The organism is Xanthobacter autotrophicus, assembly GCF_030015065.1.
In the GTDB taxonomy this organism is placed as follows: domain Bacteria; phylum Pseudomonadota; class Alphaproteobacteria; order Rhizobiales; family Xanthobacteraceae; genus Xanthobacter; species Xanthobacter autotrophicus_D.
Genome location: NZ_JAIVFN010000028.1, coordinates 1 through 16817 on the forward strand (window position 1 = coordinate 1; position 16817 = coordinate 16817).

The following is a 16817-nucleotide window of genomic DNA, read 5'->3' on the forward strand; positions in this document are numbered from 1 at the left end:
GGCGACAACGTGTCCATGGACGTGGCGCTGATCGTTCCGATCGCCATGGAAGAGAAGCTGCGCTTCGCCATCCGCGAGGGTGGCCGCACGGTGGGCGCCGGCGTCGTCGCCTCCATCATCGAGTGATTCATGGCGTGGACGAAGCGTCCACGGCCTGAGGACAGGAGAGCGGCGCCCCCGGCGCCGCTCTTTTTGTTTGGCTCGGCTGTGGGCTGGCGGTGCATTTTCCTTCTTGCTTCGGTGCTTGCCGCCCTGTCTGGGGCAAGGGCAAAGGAGGCATGCCCCGAGCGCCCGCCGTGCCAGGGCTGCGGCTGCAAGGGCGGTCCCGGTTATCGTGGGCCGGACGGCCGCTGTGTCGGCTTCAAGAGCCTCGCCAAGGTGTGCGGCGAGCCGCCCGACAGCCGTTGCGTCTTTGAGAATGCGCCGGCGCTGGCGTCAACCGCGACTGCGCTCTCGATCCTGGCGCGCCGCCCGACGCTGGCGCGATCAAGCCAGGCGCGACCGACTCTGGCGACTGACGCCGCCGGCGCAGGTCGCGTCCCTGCCACTGGGGACAGGTGGGCGTTGCGCTCCCTCTCCCCCTTTACAGCCGCCGCGCATCCAACTAAACACACGCGTCCGATGCGCTGGGTCACTCCCCGGCGCGGCGGAGTCTACCCTCGAGGCCGGCGGGCCATTGCTCGCGCTTCGAGGTGCCGGCCTGATGCCGGGGCAATGCCTTCCAGCGGCGCCTCAGGCTATAGGAGTGTAGCTCAACTGGTTAGAGCACCGGTCTCCAAAACCGGGGGTTGGGGGTTCGAGTCCCTCCACTCCTGCCACTTCCGAGAGGGGCGGCAGGCACGCAGAGACGGCGGCACGGGGCGCGGCGGCGCAGCCCCAACCCCGCCCGGATGATTCCGTAGCAACGTCTCGCAAGAGCCGGCGCCGGCGGATCGGAGTATTCTTGAGGCGGCGTTGGTGCCGCGACACTAAGGTGGCGGTCACCGGAGCGGCCCATGGGGCGTCCGGAAAAGGCGGCCGGGAACGATTGGCGAAGAGCGCTATGGCGAAGAACAGTCCTGTCGAGTTCTTTCAGCAGGTCCGCGCCGAAACGGCGAAGGTCACCTGGCCGACCCGGCGCGAGACGCTCATCACCACCGCCATGGTGTTCGTGATGGTCTTCCTCGCCTCCATCTTCTTCCTCATCGTCGACCAGATCATCCGGTTCGGCGTGTCCACCCTCCTGACCCTCGGGCACTGAGCGGGAAGGACAGGAGGCAGATATGGCAAAGCGCTGGTACATCGTTCACGCTTATTCCAACTTCGAGAAGAAGGTGGCCGATTCCATCCGCGAGCAGGCGGAGCAGCGCGGGCTCACCGACCTGTTCGAGCAGATCCTCGTGCCCACCGAGAAGGTGGTGGAGGTGCGCCGCGGCCGGAAGGTGGATGCCGAGCGCAAGTTCTTCCCCGGCTACGTGCTGGTGAAGATGGACCTCACCGACGAGGCGTTCCATCTCATCAAGAACACGCCGAAGGTCACCGGCTTCCTGGGCGCCGACAACAAGCCCATGCCCATCTCCGAGGCCGAGGCCATGCGCATCCTGCAGCAGGTGCAGGAAGGCATCGAGCGGCCCAAGCCCTCCATCTCGTTCGAGGTGGGCGAGACGGTGAAGGTGGCGGATGGCCCCTTCGCCTCGTTCAACGGCATCGTGGAAGAGGTGGACGAGAGCCGCTCGCGCGTGAAGGTGGCGGTGTCCATCTTCGGCCGCGCGACGCCGGTGGAACTGGAATTCGGTCAGGTCGAGAAGGTCTGACCGGAACGGGCGGCGTTCGCGCTGCCTGACGTGGGTGTCGTGCCATGGGGCCGGCGCCGGCGTGGGAGGGGAGGGAGCGTCTCGCCAAGCGCTCCCATGACCCGCACCACGCAATCCCGCCCGCAAGCCCCCGAGGGGGTGCGCGGCGCATTCTGGGAGTTGTGCAATGGCGAAGAAGATTACGGGTTACGTCAAGCTGCAGGTGCCCGCCGGCAGCGCCAATCCGGCCCCGCCGATTGGTCCCGCGCTCGGTCAGCGCGGTCTCAACATCATGGAATTCTGCAAGGCGTTCAACGCCCAGACCGCCCAGATGGAAAAGGGCATGCCCATCCCGGTGGTGATCACCGCCTACCAGGATCGCTCCTTCACCTTCGAGCTGAAGACCCCGCCGGTCTCCTACTTCCTGAAGAAGGCCGCCGGCCTCGACACCAAGAAGAAGCCCGGCACCGGCTCCAAGACGCCCGGCAAGGGCAGCTTCGTCGGCAAGGTCACGCGCGCCCAGCTCGCGGAGATCGCCGAGAAGAAGATGAAGGATCTGAACTGCGACACCGTCGAGGCCGCCGTCCAGATGATCGAAGGTTCGGCCCGCTCCATGGGCCTGCAGGTTCAGGGGTGAGCGCCATGGCGAAGCAAGGCAAGCGCATCCGCGCCGTCAACGAGGGCATTGACCGCGTCAAGCTCTATTCCCTCGACGAGGCCCTGGCGCTCCTGAAGGAGCGCACCACCGCCAAGTTCGACGAGACCATCGAGGTCGCGCTGAACCTCGGCGTCGATCCCCGCCATGCGGACCAGATGGTGCGCGGCGTGTGCAACCTGCCCAACGGCTCGGGCCGGACCGTGCGCGTGGCGGTGTTCGCCCGCGGCGCCAAGGCTGACGAGGCCAAGGCGGCTGGCGCCGACATCGTGGGCGCCGAGGACCTCCTGGAGACCATCCAGGGCGGCACCATCGAGTTCGATCGCTGCATCGCGACCCCGGACCTGATGCCGCTGGTCGGCCGGCTCGGCAAGGTGCTCGGCCCGCGCGGCCTGATGCCGAACCCGAAGGTCGGCACCGTGACCATGGACGTGAAGGGCGCCGTCGCCGCCGCCAAGGGTGGCGCCGTGGAGTTCCGCGTCGAGAAGGCCGGCATCATCCATGGCGGCATCGGCAAGGCCTCGTTCCCCGCCGACAAGCTGGCCGAGAACATCCGCGCCTTCGTGGACGCGGTGGTGAAGGCCAAGCCGACCGGCGCCAAGGGCACCTACCTGCAGCGCGTGGCGGTGTCCTCCACCATGGGCCCGGGCATCAAGGTGGAGCCGACGACCGTCCTGACCGCCTGAGCGTGTCGGGGTTGCGCTGAAATCGAAGGAGGCTGCCGCCCGGCAGCCTCCTTTTTCTTTACGACCCGCCCCGCGTGCCGTTCCCGGTCGGGTTTTCAGGCAAGGCCCGCCGTGGTCCCGGGCGAGCAAAAGCCCGGCGCAGGGCCGGGCTTGAGATCGGTGCCCAAAGCGGCTCAGAACTTGTAGTTGACCCCGCCGCGCAGGATGCTGCCGGCGGTCGCGGCCACGCCCGTCAGCGAGGAACTGACGCCATAGTCGTAGGATGCGCTCGTGCGGGCATCGCCGAAATCGTAGTAGAGATATTCGGTCTTCAGCGTCCAATGGTCGGTGAAGGCATATTCGGCTCCGGCGCCCAGCGCGTAGCCGAGCTTCGCCTCGTCGCTGTCGGCCATGGCGAGGGGCGGGCGCCCCTCCGGCGCGTTGATGGTGAAGGAGGCGGACGGGTTGCCGAAGGCGACGCCCGCGGTCACGTAGGCGAGCAGGCGCTCCACGGGCGTGAAGCCGGCACGGGCGCGCACCGTGCCGAAATAGTCCATGGACCGTCGCGTTACGGTGGCAAACGGCACGTAGCTGGGCAGATCCGTATAGGTGAAGGCGGTGCGTGTGCCGTAGTCCAGCCAGTTCAGATCGGCCTCCACGCCGAACACCGTGCGTCCGGTCTGGTAGTTGAAGCCGACCTGGCCGCCAATGGTGAAGCCGTCCCCCTGGCTCACGCCCGTGGCCGGGAAGGCGCCCGCGACAAGGGCGCCGCCGAAACCGCCGCTGCCGCCATCCGTCGCCTTGAAGCTGTAGCCGCCGTCAGACCAAGCATAGCCGGCATTGGTGCCGATATAGAAGCCGGTCCAGCTGAAGACGGGAGGCGGCGGCGCCGGCACCTTCACCGCGAGGTCGGCTGCCAATGCAGGAAGTGGAGCAAGGAACGCTGTGGCGAGCAGCAACGCCCGGAAAATCATGAAACGCCCCCGCGTCCATACTCAGCTTTCAGGATACGCTAACGCTTTGGTAATGCTGTAGCGGTCGTGCAACAGGCCTTACCTAAAGTCGCGGCCGCGTCGCGGGGTGGGCCCTGATTTTGCCCTTTCTGGTGTCCGGAAGGCCGGGATAGCTGCGCGGCCACCCGATGTTTGCGGTGCAACAGGGCAGGCGCAGTGCCCGCCGGTCCTCCAAGGTTGCGAAATCCTTAAGCTGACAAGCGCTCCCGTCAAAGCAGGACTGCGAACATAAAGGTTCTTGAATGCCGCAACGCGGCATAACCTTTCCATGAATGCTGTGTTGCAGCTATTGCCTGGCAGCTATCGCCCGGCAGCTCTTACGCAGGTCGGAAGGAGAAAGAGGATGTTCGCACTCCAGGCCCTGTGGGTCGCCCTTCGCGGTTTCTTTGCCGGTGAGGTTCTGCGGCGCCGCGTGAGCGATGAGCTTGCCTCGCTCAGCGACCGGGAACTGTCCGACATGGGCGTCAGCCGCTCCGATATCCGCCGCCTGGCCCGGGAAGCGGCTGCCGAAGCTGTCGTGCTTCCTGCCGAGATTGAGCCTGCGAGCCGTCCGGCACCGCTTTCGGGTTCCGTTCGCACCGCTTGATAACACGGCGCTTTCACCTCGCCTCGTGCCGCCTCATGCAAAAAGTGCGCAAAGGGCGTGACAAGAGGGGGCTGACCCTATATATGGGCTGTTTCCGGGCGGTCAGCCGCCCGGTGCAGGTATAGAAGCTTTCGCCCTTGACGGGGTGAAAGGGCTGGGAGGGTTCGCCCGCCCGGCCTTATCGTCTGTCAGACAACCGCATTGAGGGCCTCTCGGCCGTCGCTGTCGGAAGACTGGCCGGCGAGAGTCCTGTCCGAGACTGCCGGCGCCCTGATGTTCGCTCAATTCGGCGTGCGATCAAGGCTTAATTCTCGCACCCGCCTCGCCGAGGCGGGCTCCGGAGAGCCAGCATAGACGGGGAAGACCGGAATTTTGCCGCCGTGGGCCGCATGTCGCCGAGACTGCGTTCCGCGGGGATGAAGATCGGTTCGGAACCAGCGCCTTGCGCTCCGCGACACGGTTTCCGTGCTCCGGATCTAAGGGGGACAGGGCATGAGAGCGTCGCGCATCGCGGCCTTCATGTCGCTTTCGGCAGGTTGGTCGCGGCACGCGGCAAGGCGCAACCGGCGGTATCCGGAGCCCTTCGGGGTGATGGGTCCGCCACAGGCTTAAAGAGAGCCAGACGTGGATCGAGCGCAAAAACAAGAGCTCGTCACGACGCTCACGGATGTGTTCAAGAGCACCTCCGTCGTCGTGGTCGCCCACTATTCCGGCCTCACCGTTGCCCAGATGTCGCGCTTGCGCCGGCAGATGAAGGAGAACGGTGCGACCGTAAAGGTGGCCAAGAACCGCCTCGCCAAGATCGCTCTGGAAGGCTCCGACGTCGCCCATGTGGCGTCCCTTCTGAAGGGACCGACCCTGATCGCCTATTCCAGCGATCCGGTGGCGGCGCCGAAGGTTGCCGTCGAATTCGCCAAGACGAATGACAAGTTCGTGATCCTTGGCGGAGCGATGGGCACGACGGCCCTCAATGTGGACGGGGTGAAGGCGCTTGCCACCCTTCCGTCCCTGGACGAACTGCGTGCAAAGCTCGTCGGCCTCATCCAGGCCCCGGCGACCAAGATCGCGCAGCTCACCACCGCGCCGGCAGCCAAGCTGGCCCGCGTGTTTGGGGCCTATGCCAAGCAGGACGAAGCGGCGTGAGGCGTTGGCCGCAGGATCACACCATTCGGCGGCCCGATCTCGCAAATCCAAAATCCGAACCTATCTTAAGGACGTATTCCCATGGCTGACCTGACCAAGCTCATCGACGAGCTGTCCTCCCTCACCGTTCTCGAGGCCGCCGAGCTGGCGAAGCTCCTCGAGGAGAAGTGGGGCGTTTCCGCCGCCGCCGCCGTGGCCGTGGCTGCTGCCCCGGCCGGCGCTGCCGCCGCCGCGGTGGAAGAGCAGACCGAGTTCACTGTCGTGCTGGCTGCCGCCGGCGACAAGAAGATCGAGGTCATCAAGGAAGTCCGCGCCATCACCGGCCTCGGCCTCAAGGAAGCCAAGGACCTGGTGGAAGGCGCTCCCAAGCCCGTCAAGGAAGCCGTTTCCAAGGACGAGGCCGAGAAGCTCAAGGCCCAGCTCGAGAAGGCTGGCGCCAAGGTCGAGCTCAAGTGAGCTTTTGACGTTCGGGTCCCGGCTTCGGCCGGGATCCGTTTCATAGCGCCGCGCGGGTTCGCCCGCGCCGGCGTCTCACGGGAGAGACGGTTCTCCCGGCAGCCAATGCGGGCCAGGGTCCGGGGCTGCCGGGAGAGCCGTCATGGTGCTGGAAGGGGATGGCGTTTCGCCCGCAACCCTGAAGGCTCTGACGGTGCATGAGGTTCCGGTGCCGGCGCGGCGAGCCCCTGTCTCTTCGGAGGCGAAGGGGTGCCGGCCCGAGGGGACCAGGACGGACGAGGATCGAGATGGCGCAAACGTTCACCGGTCGTAAGCGGATCCGCAAGTTCTTCGGCAAGATCAAGGAAGTGGCCGAGATGCCGAACCTCATCGAGGTTCAGAAGGCGTCCTACGACCAGTTCCTCCAGATCGAGGAGCCCAAGGGCGGACGCGACGACGACGGCCTGCAGGCTGTGTTCAAGTCGGTGTTCCCCATCTCCGACTTCTCCGGCGCCGCCATGCTCGAGTTCGTGCGCTACGAGTTCGAGCCGCCGAAGTATGACGTGGACGAGTGCCGCCAGCGCGGCATGACCTTCGCCGCCCCGCTCAAGGTGACGCTCCGCCTCATCGTGTTCGATGTGGACCCGGATACCGGCGCCAAGTCCGTCAAGGACATCAAGGAGCAGGATGTCTATACCGGCGACATCCCGCTCATGACCATGAACGGCACGTTCATCGTGAACGGCACCGAGCGCGTCATCGTCTCCCAGATGCACCGCTCGCCGGGCGTGTTCTTCGACCACGACAAGGGCAAGACCCATTCCTCGGGCAAGCTGCTCTTCGCTGCCCGGATCATCCCTTACCGCGGCTCCTGGCTCGACATCGAGTTCGACGCCAAGGATATCGTGTTCGCGCGTATCGACCGGCGCCGGAAGATCCCGGTGACGAGCCTGCTCTATGCCCTCGGCCTCGACAATGAGGAGATCCTCTCGACCTTCTACGAGAAGATCCCGTTCGAGCGCGCCAAGGGCGGCTGGCGCATGCCGTTCGATCCCAAGCGCATGAAGGGCTACAAGGCGGTCGCCGACCTGGTCGACGCCGACACCGGCGAGGTTGTGCTCGAGGCCGGCAAGAAGCTGACCGTCCGCGCGGGCCGCCAGCTCGCAGAGAAGGGCCTGAAGGCCCTCAGGATCTCCGACGAGGAGATGATCGGCCAGTATATCGCCGAGGACCTGGTGGACCTCGCCTCCGGCGAGATCCATGCCGAGGCCGGCGACGAGATCACCGAGAAGACGCTGAAGCTGCTCGAGGAGAACGGCTACAACGAAATCCCGGTGCTGGACATCGACCATGTCAATACCGGCGCCTACATCCGCAACACGCTGGCGTCCGACAAGAACGTGACCCGCGAGGACGCGCTCTTCGACATCTATCGCGTGATGCGCCCGGGCGAGCCGCCGACCATCGATTCGGCGCAGGCCATGTTCCACTCGCTGTTCTTCGATGCGGAGCGCTACGACCTCTCCGCGGTCGGCCGCGTGAAGATGAACATGCGCCTCGACCTTGACTGCCCCGACACCGTCCGGGTGCTGCGCCGCGACGATATCCTCGCCGTCATCAAGACGCTGGTGGAGCTGCGCGACGGCAAGGGCGAGATCGACGACATCGACCACCTGGGCAACCGCCGCGTGCGTTCGGTGGGCGAGCTCATGGAGAACCAGTACCGCGTCGGCCTGCTGCGCATGGAGCGCGCCATCAAGGAGCGCATGTCCTCGGTGGACATCGACACCGTGATGCCGCAGGACCTCATCAACGCCAAGCCGGTGGCGGCGGCGGTGCGCGAGTTCTTCGGCTCGTCCCAGCTCTCGCAGTTCATGGACCAGACCAACCCGCTCTCGGAGATCACCCACAAGCGCCGCCTCTCGGCGCTTGGCCCGGGCGGCCTCACCCGCGAGCGCGCCGGCTTCGAGGTGCGCGACGTGCACCCGACGCATTATGGCCGCATCTGCCCCATCGAGACGCCGGAAGGCCCGAACATCGGCCTCATCAACTCGCTGGCGACCTTCGCCCGCGTGAACAAGTACGGCTTCATCGAGGCACCCTACCGCCGCGTGGTGGATTCGAAGGTCACCGACGAGGTGGTCTATCTCTCCGCCATGGAGGAGGGGAAGTATTACGTCGCGCAGGCGAACATCCCGCTCGACAAGGATGGCCGCTTCGAGGAGGACCTCATCGTCTGCCGCCATGCGGGTGACGTGCTGCTGGTCGCCCCCGACCGCGTGGACTTCATGGACGTGTCGCCCAAGCAGCTGGTGTCGGTGGCCGCGGCGCTCATCCCGTTCCTCGAGAACGACGACGCCAACCGCGCGCTCATGGGCTCCAACATGCAGCGCCAGGCGGTGCCGCTGGTGCGCTCGCAGGCGCCGCTGGTGGGTACCGGCATGGAGGCCGTGGTGGCCCGGGATTCGGGCGCCGCCATCGCCGCCCGCCGCACCGGCGTCATCGACCAGGTGGACGCCACTCGTATCGTCATCCGCGCCACGGAAGAGGCCGACCCGTCCAAGTCGGGCGTCGACATCTACCGGCTGATGAAGTTCCAGCGCTCCAACCAGTCCACCTGCATCAACCAGCGTCCGCTGGTGCGCGTGGGCGACGCGGTGAAGAAGGGCGACATCATCGCCGACGGCCCGTCCACGGAGCTGGGCGAGCTCGCGCTCGGCCGCAACGTGCTGGTCGCCTTCATGCCGTGGAACGGCTACAACTTCGAGGACTCGATCCTGCTCTCGGAGAACATCGTCAAGGAAGACGTGTTCACCTCGATCCACATCGAGGAATTCGAGTGCATGGCCCGCGACACCAAGCTGGGGCCTGAGGAAATCACCCGCGACATTCCCAACGTCTCGGAAGAGGCGCTGAAGAATCTCGACGAGGCGGGCATCGTCTATATCGGCGCCGAGGTGCGCGCCGGCGACATCCTCGTGGGCAAGATCACGCCCAAGGGCGAGAGCCCGATGACGCCGGAAGAGAAGCTGCTGCGCGCCATCTTCGGCGAGAAGGCTGCGGACGTGCGCGACACTTCGCTGCGTCTGCCGCCCGGCACCACCGGCACCATCGTGGAAGTGCGCGTGTTCAACCGCCACGGCGTGGACAAGGACGAGCGCGCCCTCGCCATCGAGCGCGAGGAGATCGAGCGCCTCGCCAAGGACCGCGATGACGAGCAGGCCATCCTGGACCGCAACGTCTACGGCCGCCTGACCGAGATCCTCGACGGCAAGATCGCGATCGCCGGCCCCAAGGGCTTCAAGAAGGAGACCCAGGTCTCCCGCGAGATCCTGGCTGAGTATCCGCGCTCGCAGTGGTGGCTGTTCGCGGTGGCGGACGACGCCATCATGGCCGAGCTCGAGGCCATCCGCGCCCAGTACGACGATTCGAAGAAGCGCCTCGAGCAGCGCTTCCTCGACAAGGTCGAGAAGCTGCAGCGCGGCGACGAGCTGCCCCCCGGCGTGATGAAGATGGTGAAGGTCTTCGTCGCGGTGAAGCGCAAGATCCAGCCCGGCGACAAGATGGCCGGCCGCCACGGCAACAAGGGCGTGGTCTCGCGCATCGTGCCGGTGGAGGACATGCCGTTCCTTGAGGACGGCACCAATGTGGACATCGTGCTGAACCCGCTGGGCGTGCCCTCGCGCATGAATGTGGGCCAGATCCTGGAGACGCACCTCGGCTGGGCCTGCGCGGGCCTTGGCCGGCAGGTGGCCGCGGCCATGGAGGCCTATTACGGCAAGCAGGATCTCAAGCCCCTGCGCGACCGGCTGCAGACCATCTATGGCGAGGAGGAGATCTCCGCGCTGAAGGACGGCGAGCTGCCGGAGCTGGGCGAGAACCTGCGCAAGGGCGTGCCCATGGCGACCCCGGTGTTCGACGGCGCGCACGAGGCCGACATCGAGCAGCAGCTGGAGAAGGCGGGCCTCGACGCCTCCGGCCAGTCCACGCTGTATGACGGGCGCACCGGCGAGCCGTTCGATCGCAAGGTCACGGTGGGCTACATCTACATGCTGAAGCTCCACCACCTGGTCGACGACAAGATCCACGCCCGCTCCATCGGCCCCTACTCGCTCGTCACCCAGCAGCCGCTGGGCGGCAAGGCGCAGTTCGGCGGCCAGCGCTTCGGCGAGATGGAGGTGTGGGCGCTCGAAGCCTACGGCGCGGCCTACACCCTGCAGGAGATGCTGACGGTGAAGTCCGACGACGTGGCCGGCCGCACCAAGGTCTACGAGGCCATCGTGCGCGGCGAGGACACGTTCGAGAGCGGCATTCCCGAGAGCTTCAACGTGCTCGTGAAGGAAATGCGCTCGCTCGGCCTCAACGTCGACCTGGAAAACACCTGACGGGATTGCCCGGCGCGAGGTGCTTCTCCGCCGCCCCGTCTTCCGCGTCATGCGGACCGCCTGACCGGCGTTCGGCCGGTCAGGATCGAAGATAAAGGCCCACTTCGTTTGGGAGCCAGCTCATGAACCAGGAAGTCCTGAACGTCTTCAATCCGACCGTTCCGGCCCCGGCCTTCAACAAGATCCGCATCACCATCGCGAGCCCGGACAAGATCAAGTCCTGGTCCTACGGTGAGATCAAGAAGCCGGAAACCATCAACTACCGCACGTTCAAGCCCGAGCGTGACGGCTTGTTCTGCGCGCGCATCTTCGGTCCCATCAAGGACTACGAGTGCCTGTGCGGCAAGTACAAGCGGATGAAGTACAAGGGCATCATCTGCGAGAAGTGCGGCGTCGAGGTCACCCTGTCGCGCGTGCGCCGCGAGCGCATGGGCCACATCGAGCTCGCCGCCCCGGTGGCGCACATCTGGTTTCTGAAGTCGCTGCCGAGCCGCATCGGCCTGCTGCTCGACATGACGCTCAAGGATCTCGAGCGCATCCTGTACTTCGAATATTTCGTCGTCATCGAGCCGGGCACCACCAAGCTCAAGTACCGCCAGCTGCTCTCCGAGGACGAGTATCTGCGTGCGCAGGACGAATTCGGCGAGACCAACTTCACCGCCATGATTGGCGCCGAGGCCATCCGCGAGCTTCTGCGCGCCATGGACCTCGACAAGATCGCCGCCGACCTGCGCGTGGAGATCTCCGAGGCCACCACCGAGCTGAAGCCCAAGAAGCTCGCCAAGCGCCTGAAGATCGTCGAGGCCTTCCAGCTCTCCGGCAACAAGCCGGAATGGATGATCCTCACCCATGTGCCGGTCATCCCGCCGGACCTGCGTCCGCTGGTGCCCCTCGACGGCGGCCGGTTCGCGACGTCCGACCTCAATGACCTCTACCGCCGCGTCATCAACCGTAACAACCGCCTGAAGCGGCTGATCGAGCTGCGCGCCCCGGACATCATCATCCGCAACGAGAAGCGCATGCTTCAGGAGGCGGTGGACGCGCTGTTCGACAACGGCCGGCGCGGCCGCGTCATCACCGGCGCCAACAAGCGTCCGCTGAAGTCGCTCGCCGACATGCTGAAGGGCAAGCAGGGCCGGTTCCGCCAGAACCTGCTCGGCAAGCGCGTGGACTATTCCGGCCGCTCGGTGATCGTGGTGGGTCCCGAGCTGAAGCTGCACCAGTGCGGCCTGCCCAAGAAGATGGCGCTGGAGCTGTTCAAGCCCTTCATCTATTCGCGCCTCGACGCCAAGGGCCACTCGGCCACCGTGAAGCAGGCGAAGAAGCTGGTGGAGAAGGAGCGTCCCGAGGTGTGGGACATCCTCGACGAGGTGATCCGCGAGCACCCGGTGATGCTGAACCGCGCGCCGACGCTCCACCGCCTCGGCATCCAGGCGTTCGAGCCGGTGCTCATCGAGGGCAAGGCCATCCAGCTGCACCCGCTCGTCTGCTCGGCCTTCAACGCCGACTTCGACGGCGACCAGATGGCCGTGCACGTTCCGCTCTCGCTGGAAGCCCAGCTGGAAGCGCGCGTGCTGATGATGTCCACCAACAACATCCTGCACCCGGCGAACGGCCAGCCCATCATCGTGCCGTCGCAGGACATCGTGCTTGGGCTCTATTACCTCTCCATCATGAAGGAGAAGGAGCCCGGCGAGGGGATGATGTTCGCCAACATGGCGGAGATCGACCACGCGCTGAACGCCAAGGCGATCACGCTCGCCACCAAGATCCGCGGCCGCTACATCGGCGTGGACGCGGAAGGCAAGTCCTACTCCAAGATCTACGAGACCACGCCCGGCCGGATGAAGATCGGCGAGCTGCTGCCGAAGCATCCGAAGCTCTCCTACGACGTCGTCAACAAGCTGATGACGAAGAAGGAAATCTCCAACATGATCGATGCCGTGTACCGGCACTGCGGTCAGAAGGAGAGCGTGATCTTCTGCGACCGCATCATGGCGCTCGGCTTCTACAACGCGTTCCGCGCCGGCATCTCGTTCGGCAAGGACGACATGGTGGTGCCGAAGAAAAAGTGGGAGCTGGTCGAGGAGACCCGCGCCCTCACCAAGGAATACGAGCAGCAGTACAATGACGGCCTGATCACCCAGGGCGAGAAATACAACAAGGTCGTGGACGCCTGGGGCAAGTGCACGGACCGCATCGCCGACGAGATGATGAAGGAAATCTCGTCCGTGAAGAAGGACCCGAAGACCGGCCGCGAGAAGCAGATCAACTCGATCTACATGATGAGCCACTCCGGGGCGCGCGGTTCGCCCGCCCAGATGAAGCAGCTTGCCGGCATGCGCGGCCTCATGGCCAAGCCGTCGGGCGAGATCATCGAGAGCCCGATCATCTCGAACTTCAAGGAAGGCCTCACCGTGATGGAGTATTTCAACTCCACTCACGGCGCGCGCAAGGGCCTTGCCGACACCGCCCTGAAGACCGCGAACTCGGGCTACCTCACCCGCCGCCTTGTGGACGTGGCGCAGGATTCCATCATCACCGAGCGCGACTGCGGCTCGGAGAAGGGGATCCACATGCGCGCCATCATCGACGCGGGCCAGGTGGTGGCCTCGCTCGCCTCGCGCGTCCTCGGCCGCACCGCGGCGGAAGACGTGGTGGAGCCGGCCACCGGCACCGTCATCGTGCCGCGCGGCACGATGATCGAGGAATGGCACGTCGAGCGCATCAACAAGTCCGGCATCCAGGAGATCAAGATCCGCTCGGTCCTGACCTGCGAGACCCGGAACGGCGTGTGCGGCACCTGCTACGGGCGCGACCTCGCCCGCGGCACGCCCGTCAACATGGGTGAGGCGGTGGGCGTCATCGCCGCCCAGTCCATCGGCGAGCCGGGCACCCAGCTCACCATGCGCACCTTCCACATCGGCGGCGCGGCGACCCTCGCCGATTCCTCGTTCGTGGAAAGCAACTTCGAGGGCACCGTCCGCATCCGCAACCGCAACGTGGCGCGGAACTCGGACGGCGACCTCGTGGTCATGGGCCGCAATCTCGCGGTGGTCATCGTCGACCATGACGGCACCGAGCGCGCAGTGAATCGCGTGCAGTACGGCGCCCGCCTCAAGGTGGACGAGGGCGACACCATCAAGCGCGGTCAGCGCATCGCCGAGTGGGACCCCTACACCCGCCCCATCCTCTCCGAGGTGGATGGAACGGTGGCCTTCGAGGACCTGGTGGAAGGCTCCTCCATGAACGAGACGGTGGACGAATCCACCGGCATCGCCAAGCGCGTGGTGACGGATTCGCGTTCCGGCCGTGGGCCGGAGCTGCGGCCCGCCATTCTCATCAAGGGCAAGGACGGCAAGATCATCAAGCTGCCGCGCGGTGGCGATGCCCGCTACGCCCTGCCGGTGGAGTCCATCATCTCGGTGGACCCCAACCAGACCCTGAAGGCCGGCGACGCGGTGGCCCGCGTGCCCATGGAGAGCGCCAAGACCCGCGACATCACGGGCGGTCTGCCGCGCGTGGCAGAGCTGTTCGAGGCGCGTCGTCCCAAGGATGCCGCCATCATCGCGGAGATCTCCGGCACCATCCGCTTCGGCCGCGACTACAAGAACAAGCGTCGCCTCTCCATCGAGCCGGCGGACGGCGGGGATCCGGTGGAGTACCTGATCCCGAAGGGCAAGCACATCCATCTCCAGGACGGCGACGTGGTGGAGAAGGGCGACTTCATCGTCGACGGCAACCCGGCGCCGCACGACATCCTGGCCATCAAGGGCGTGGAGGAACTCGCGGCCTTCCTCGTCAACGAGATCCAGGAGGTCTACCGGCTCCAGGGCGTGAACATCAACGACAAGCACATCGAGGTGATTGTCCGGAACATGCTCCAGAAGGTGGAGATCGACGACGCCGGGGAGACCGACTTCCTCGACGGCGAGCAGGTGGACCGCCTCGAATTCATCGAGGCGAACGAGAAGGCCGCGGAGGAGGCGAAGAAGCCCGCCACCGGCCATCCCGTGCTCCTTGGCATCACCAAGGCCAGCCTGCAGACGCGCTCCTTCTTCTCTGCGGCCTCCTTCCAGGAGACCACCCGCGTCCTCACCGAGGCGGCGGTCAACGGCAAGGTGGATCCGCTGGAGGGCCTGAAGGAGAACGTCATCGTCGGTCGCCTCATCCCGGCCGGCACCGGCGCCCAGATGAACAAGCTGCGCGTGACCGCCAACAGCCGCGACGACCTGATCGTCGCGACCCGCGACGAGCAGAACGAGGGTCATCCCCTGGTGGAAGGCCCCGCCGACGCGGCGGAGTGACCACCGGGCCGATCGCCGTGGAAAAACGAAAGGCCGCCTCCGGGCGGCCTTTTCTTTTGGTGCGCGGGGAAGGTGAGGCGCTACAGCGCGACGGCGAAGGGGCTGATGTCGGCGAAGTCCTCGTCGTCGGGGCCGAAGTCGCGCCACATGAAGATGGCGAAGGGGGCGGGCTCGTCGAGCACGGTGAGCGGGGCATGCCACATGCCGGGCTTCAGGGTGATGCCCTCGCCGGGGGCGGGCAGGAAGGCCACCGCCGAGGCAAGGTCCGGCGATCCGTCGGCGGCATCGGGCACCACCACCACCAGCCAGCGGGTCGTCGCCATGGGCAGGAAGCTCTGCGACGTGAGGCGGTGCCGCTCTATGATGGAGACCGGCACAGGCCGTGCCAGGCTGGGCGCAGCGAGGATGAGGGAGAGGCTCGCCGGCGTCTGCGGCTTGAGGCTCGCCAGCGCGCTGTCGAAAGAGGTGCGCGTGCCCACGTCCTGCGGCACGCGCAGCACGTCGCCGAAGGGTGCGAAGCCTTCCGCGGTCAGCGGGCGGGCGAGCAGGGGCGTGGCTGCCTTGCTCATCGAAGGCCCCTCACGGTTGTTCCTCACGCCTTGCCGCCGTCGCCGGCCAGCGCCAGCACCGCGTGCAGCAGCACGTTGGCCCCCGCGGCGCAGTCGGCCTGGGTCGCGGATTCCAGCTCGTTGTGGCTCACCCCATCCTTGCAGGGCACGAAGATCATGCCCGTGGGCACGATGGTGGCGAGGTGGAAGGAATCATGCCCCGCGCCGGAGACCATGGGCCGGTGGCTGAGGCCCAGTTTCTGCGCCGCCTGTGCCACCGCGCCGGTGATGGCGGGATCGAAATGGGTGGGCTCCTTGCGCCAGATGGTGTCGAGTGCGACGCTCACCTTCCGCCGCTCGGCGATGCGCGCCACCGCCGCCTGAAGGCCCTTGTCCAGAGCAGCGAGGATGCCGGCGTCGGGCGTGCGGAACTCGGCGGCGAAGGTGATCTCGCCGGGGATCACGTTGCGCGACTGCCGGGCGATGGCGATGTCCGCCACGGTGCCCACGGCGTTCGGCCCCAGTTCCACCGCCAGCGTCTCCACCGCGAGCACGATCTCGGAGAGGGTGGCGAGGGCATCCTTGCGCAGGTGCATGGGGGTGGAGCCCGCATGGCTCTCGAAGCCGGTGATGCGCCCGTCGTACCAGATGATGCCCTGGCCGTGCTCCACCACGCCGATGGTGAGGTTCTCCGCCTCCAGGATCGGCCCCTGCTCGATGTGCAGCTCCAGGAAGCCACCGAGCTTCTGCGCGCCGAGGGGAGCCTCGCCGCGATAGCCGATGGCGTCGAGGGCCTCGCCCACGCTCACGCCCTCCGCATCGGTGCGGGCGAGGATCTCGGCCAGCGGCAGGTCGGCCACATGGCCGGCCGAGCCCATCATGGCCGGGGCGAAGCGCGAGCCTTCCTCATTGGTCCAGTTGATGACGCACAGGGGCGCCTCGGTCTCGATGCCGGCGTCGTTGAGCGTGCGCACCACCTCGAGGGCCGCGAGCGTTCCGAGGATGCCGTCGAACTTGCCGCCCGTGGGCTGGGTGTCGAGATGGGAGCCGATGCCGAGGGGCGCCTTGCCGGCATCCTTCCCCGGGCGCAGGGCGAACATGTTGCCGAGCTGGTCGATGCTCACGGCGAGCCCGGCCGCCTCGCAGGCGGCGCGGAACCAGTCCCGCACCTGCCGGTCTTCCTCGCTCAGGGCCAGGCGCCGGACGCCGCCCTTGGGCGTGCCGCCGAATTGCGCGGTTTCAAGGATGGTGCTCCAGAGGCGGTCGGAATTGATCTGGAGATTGGACAGGGCAGGGGTCATCAGCTCG

12 protein-coding genes, 1 tRNA gene and 1 pseudogene are annotated in these 16817 nt (G+C 66.4%); 11 read left to right on the forward strand and 3 right to left on the reverse strand.

Annotated elements, in window-relative coordinates; all coding sequences use genetic code 11:
- The 6 genes and pseudogenes from tuf to rplA all read left to right on the forward strand — a co-directional run.
- Window positions 1-126: pseudogene (tuf, locus tag K9U40_RS08030) on the forward strand (elongation factor Tu); the annotation flags it as partial.
- Between the two features lie 615 nt (window positions 127-741).
- Window positions 742-818: transfer RNA gene (locus K9U40_RS08035), tRNA-Trp, on the forward strand.
- A gap of 224 nt (window positions 819-1042) precedes the next feature.
- The gene (secE, locus tag K9U40_RS08040; protein ID WP_282889694.1) at window positions 1043-1240 is read left to right on the forward strand and encodes a preprotein translocase subunit SecE; all 198 of its coding nucleotides are present in this window, start codon (window positions 1043-1045) and stop codon (window positions 1238-1240) included.
- A 22-nt stretch (window positions 1241-1262) separates the two neighbouring features.
- Entirely contained in the window at window positions 1263-1793 is a 531-nt protein-coding gene (gene nusG / locus K9U40_RS08045) for a transcription termination/antitermination protein NusG (protein ID WP_282889695.1), read from the forward strand.
- Window positions 1794-1959: 166 nt separating this feature from the next.
- Window positions 1960-2409 (forward strand): 50S ribosomal protein L11, encoded by a 450-nt coding sequence (rplK, locus tag K9U40_RS08050; RefSeq protein WP_282889696.1) that lies wholly within the window; start codon window positions 1960-1962, stop codon window positions 2407-2409.
- Between the two features lie 5 nt (window positions 2410-2414).
- Window positions 2415-3113, forward strand: a complete 699-nt coding sequence (rplA, locus tag K9U40_RS08055; protein WP_282889697.1) for a 50S ribosomal protein L1 — start codon at window positions 2415-2417, stop codon at window positions 3111-3113.
- A gap of 173 nt (window positions 3114-3286) precedes the next feature.
- On the opposite strand, the gene K9U40_RS08060 is transcribed toward rplA, so the two are convergent.
- Window positions 3287-4066 carry an outer membrane protein gene (locus K9U40_RS08060; protein WP_282889698.1) on the reverse strand — a complete coding sequence of 260 codons (780 nt, stop codon included), beginning with the start codon at window positions 4064-4066 and terminating at the stop codon, window positions 3287-3289.
- Between the two features lie 382 nt (window positions 4067-4448).
- On the opposite strand from K9U40_RS08060, the gene K9U40_RS24795 reads away from it, so the two are divergent.
- The 5 genes from K9U40_RS24795 (at window position 4449) to rpoC (ending at window position 14961) form a co-directional block, all read left to right on the forward strand.
- Window positions 4449-4691 (forward strand): DUF1127 domain-containing protein, encoded by a 243-nt coding sequence (locus K9U40_RS24795; protein ID WP_414114977.1) that lies wholly within the window; start codon window positions 4449-4451, stop codon window positions 4689-4691.
- Window positions 4692-5315: 624 nt separating this feature from the next.
- The gene (rplJ, locus tag K9U40_RS08070) at window positions 5316-5834 is read left to right on the forward strand and encodes a 50S ribosomal protein L10 (RefSeq protein ID WP_282889699.1); all 519 of its coding nucleotides are present in this window, start codon (window positions 5316-5318) and stop codon (window positions 5832-5834) included.
- Between the two features lie 81 nt (window positions 5835-5915).
- Window positions 5916-6290: a 50S ribosomal protein L7/L12 gene (rplL, locus tag K9U40_RS08075; RefSeq protein ID WP_282889700.1), complete on the forward strand. Its 375-nt coding sequence runs from the start codon at window positions 5916-5918 to the stop codon at window positions 6288-6290.
- A gap of 287 nt (window positions 6291-6577) precedes the next feature.
- Entirely contained in the window at window positions 6578-10654 is a 4077-nt protein-coding gene (rpoB, locus tag K9U40_RS08080) for a DNA-directed RNA polymerase subunit beta (protein ID WP_282889701.1), read from the forward strand.
- A gap of 122 nt (window positions 10655-10776) precedes the next feature.
- Window positions 10777-14961, forward strand: coding sequence for a DNA-directed RNA polymerase subunit beta' (rpoC, locus tag K9U40_RS08085; RefSeq protein WP_282889702.1), 4185 nt, complete (start codon window positions 10777-10779; stop codon window positions 14959-14961).
- 80 nt (window positions 14962-15041) lie between these two features.
- On the opposite strand, the gene K9U40_RS08090 is transcribed toward rpoC, so the two are convergent.
- Together K9U40_RS08090 and K9U40_RS08095 are read right to left on the reverse strand one after the other, a co-directional pair.
- A complete protein-coding gene (locus K9U40_RS08090; RefSeq protein ID WP_282889703.1) occupies window positions 15042-15530 on the reverse strand; it encodes an ureidoglycolate lyase in 489 nt (162 codons plus the stop codon).
- Window positions 15531-15553: 23 nt separating this feature from the next.
- Complete coding sequence (locus K9U40_RS08095; RefSeq protein ID WP_282889722.1) at window positions 15554-16810, reverse strand: Zn-dependent hydrolase; 1257 nt, start codon at window positions 16808-16810, stop codon at window positions 15554-15556.
- Window positions 16811-16817: the final 7 nt, after the last annotated feature.

Coding starts and splice junctions, on each gene's coding strand:
- K9U40_RS24795 (WP_414114977.1), top strand. CDS start 4,449: ATGTTCGCACTCCAGGCCCTGTGGGTCGCCCTTCGCGGTTTCTTTGCC.
- K9U40_RS08060 (WP_282889698.1), bottom strand. CDS start 4,066: ATGATTTTCCGGGCGTTGCTGCTCGCCACAGCGTTCCTTGCTCCACTT.
- rplL (WP_282889700.1), top strand. CDS start 5,916: ATGGCTGACCTGACCAAGCTCATCGACGAGCTGTCCTCCCTCACCGTT.
- nusG (WP_282889695.1), top strand. CDS start 1,263: ATGGCAAAGCGCTGGTACATCGTTCACGCTTATTCCAACTTCGAGAAG.
- K9U40_RS08090 (WP_282889703.1), bottom strand. CDS start 15,530: ATGAGCAAGGCAGCCACGCCCCTGCTCGCCCGCCCGCTGACCGCGGAA.
- rplA (WP_282889697.1), top strand. CDS start 2,415: ATGGCGAAGCAAGGCAAGCGCATCCGCGCCGTCAACGAGGGCATTGAC.
- rplK (WP_282889696.1), top strand. CDS start 1,960: ATGGCGAAGAAGATTACGGGTTACGTCAAGCTGCAGGTGCCCGCCGGC.
- secE (WP_282889694.1), top strand. CDS start 1,043: ATGGCGAAGAACAGTCCTGTCGAGTTCTTTCAGCAGGTCCGCGCCGAA.
- K9U40_RS08095 (WP_282889722.1), bottom strand. CDS start 16,810: ATGACCCCTGCCCTGTCCAATCTCCAGATCAATTCCGACCGCCTCTGG.
- rpoC (WP_282889702.1), top strand. CDS start 10,777: ATGAACCAGGAAGTCCTGAACGTCTTCAATCCGACCGTTCCGGCCCCG.
- rpoB (WP_282889701.1), top strand. CDS start 6,578: ATGGCGCAAACGTTCACCGGTCGTAAGCGGATCCGCAAGTTCTTCGGC.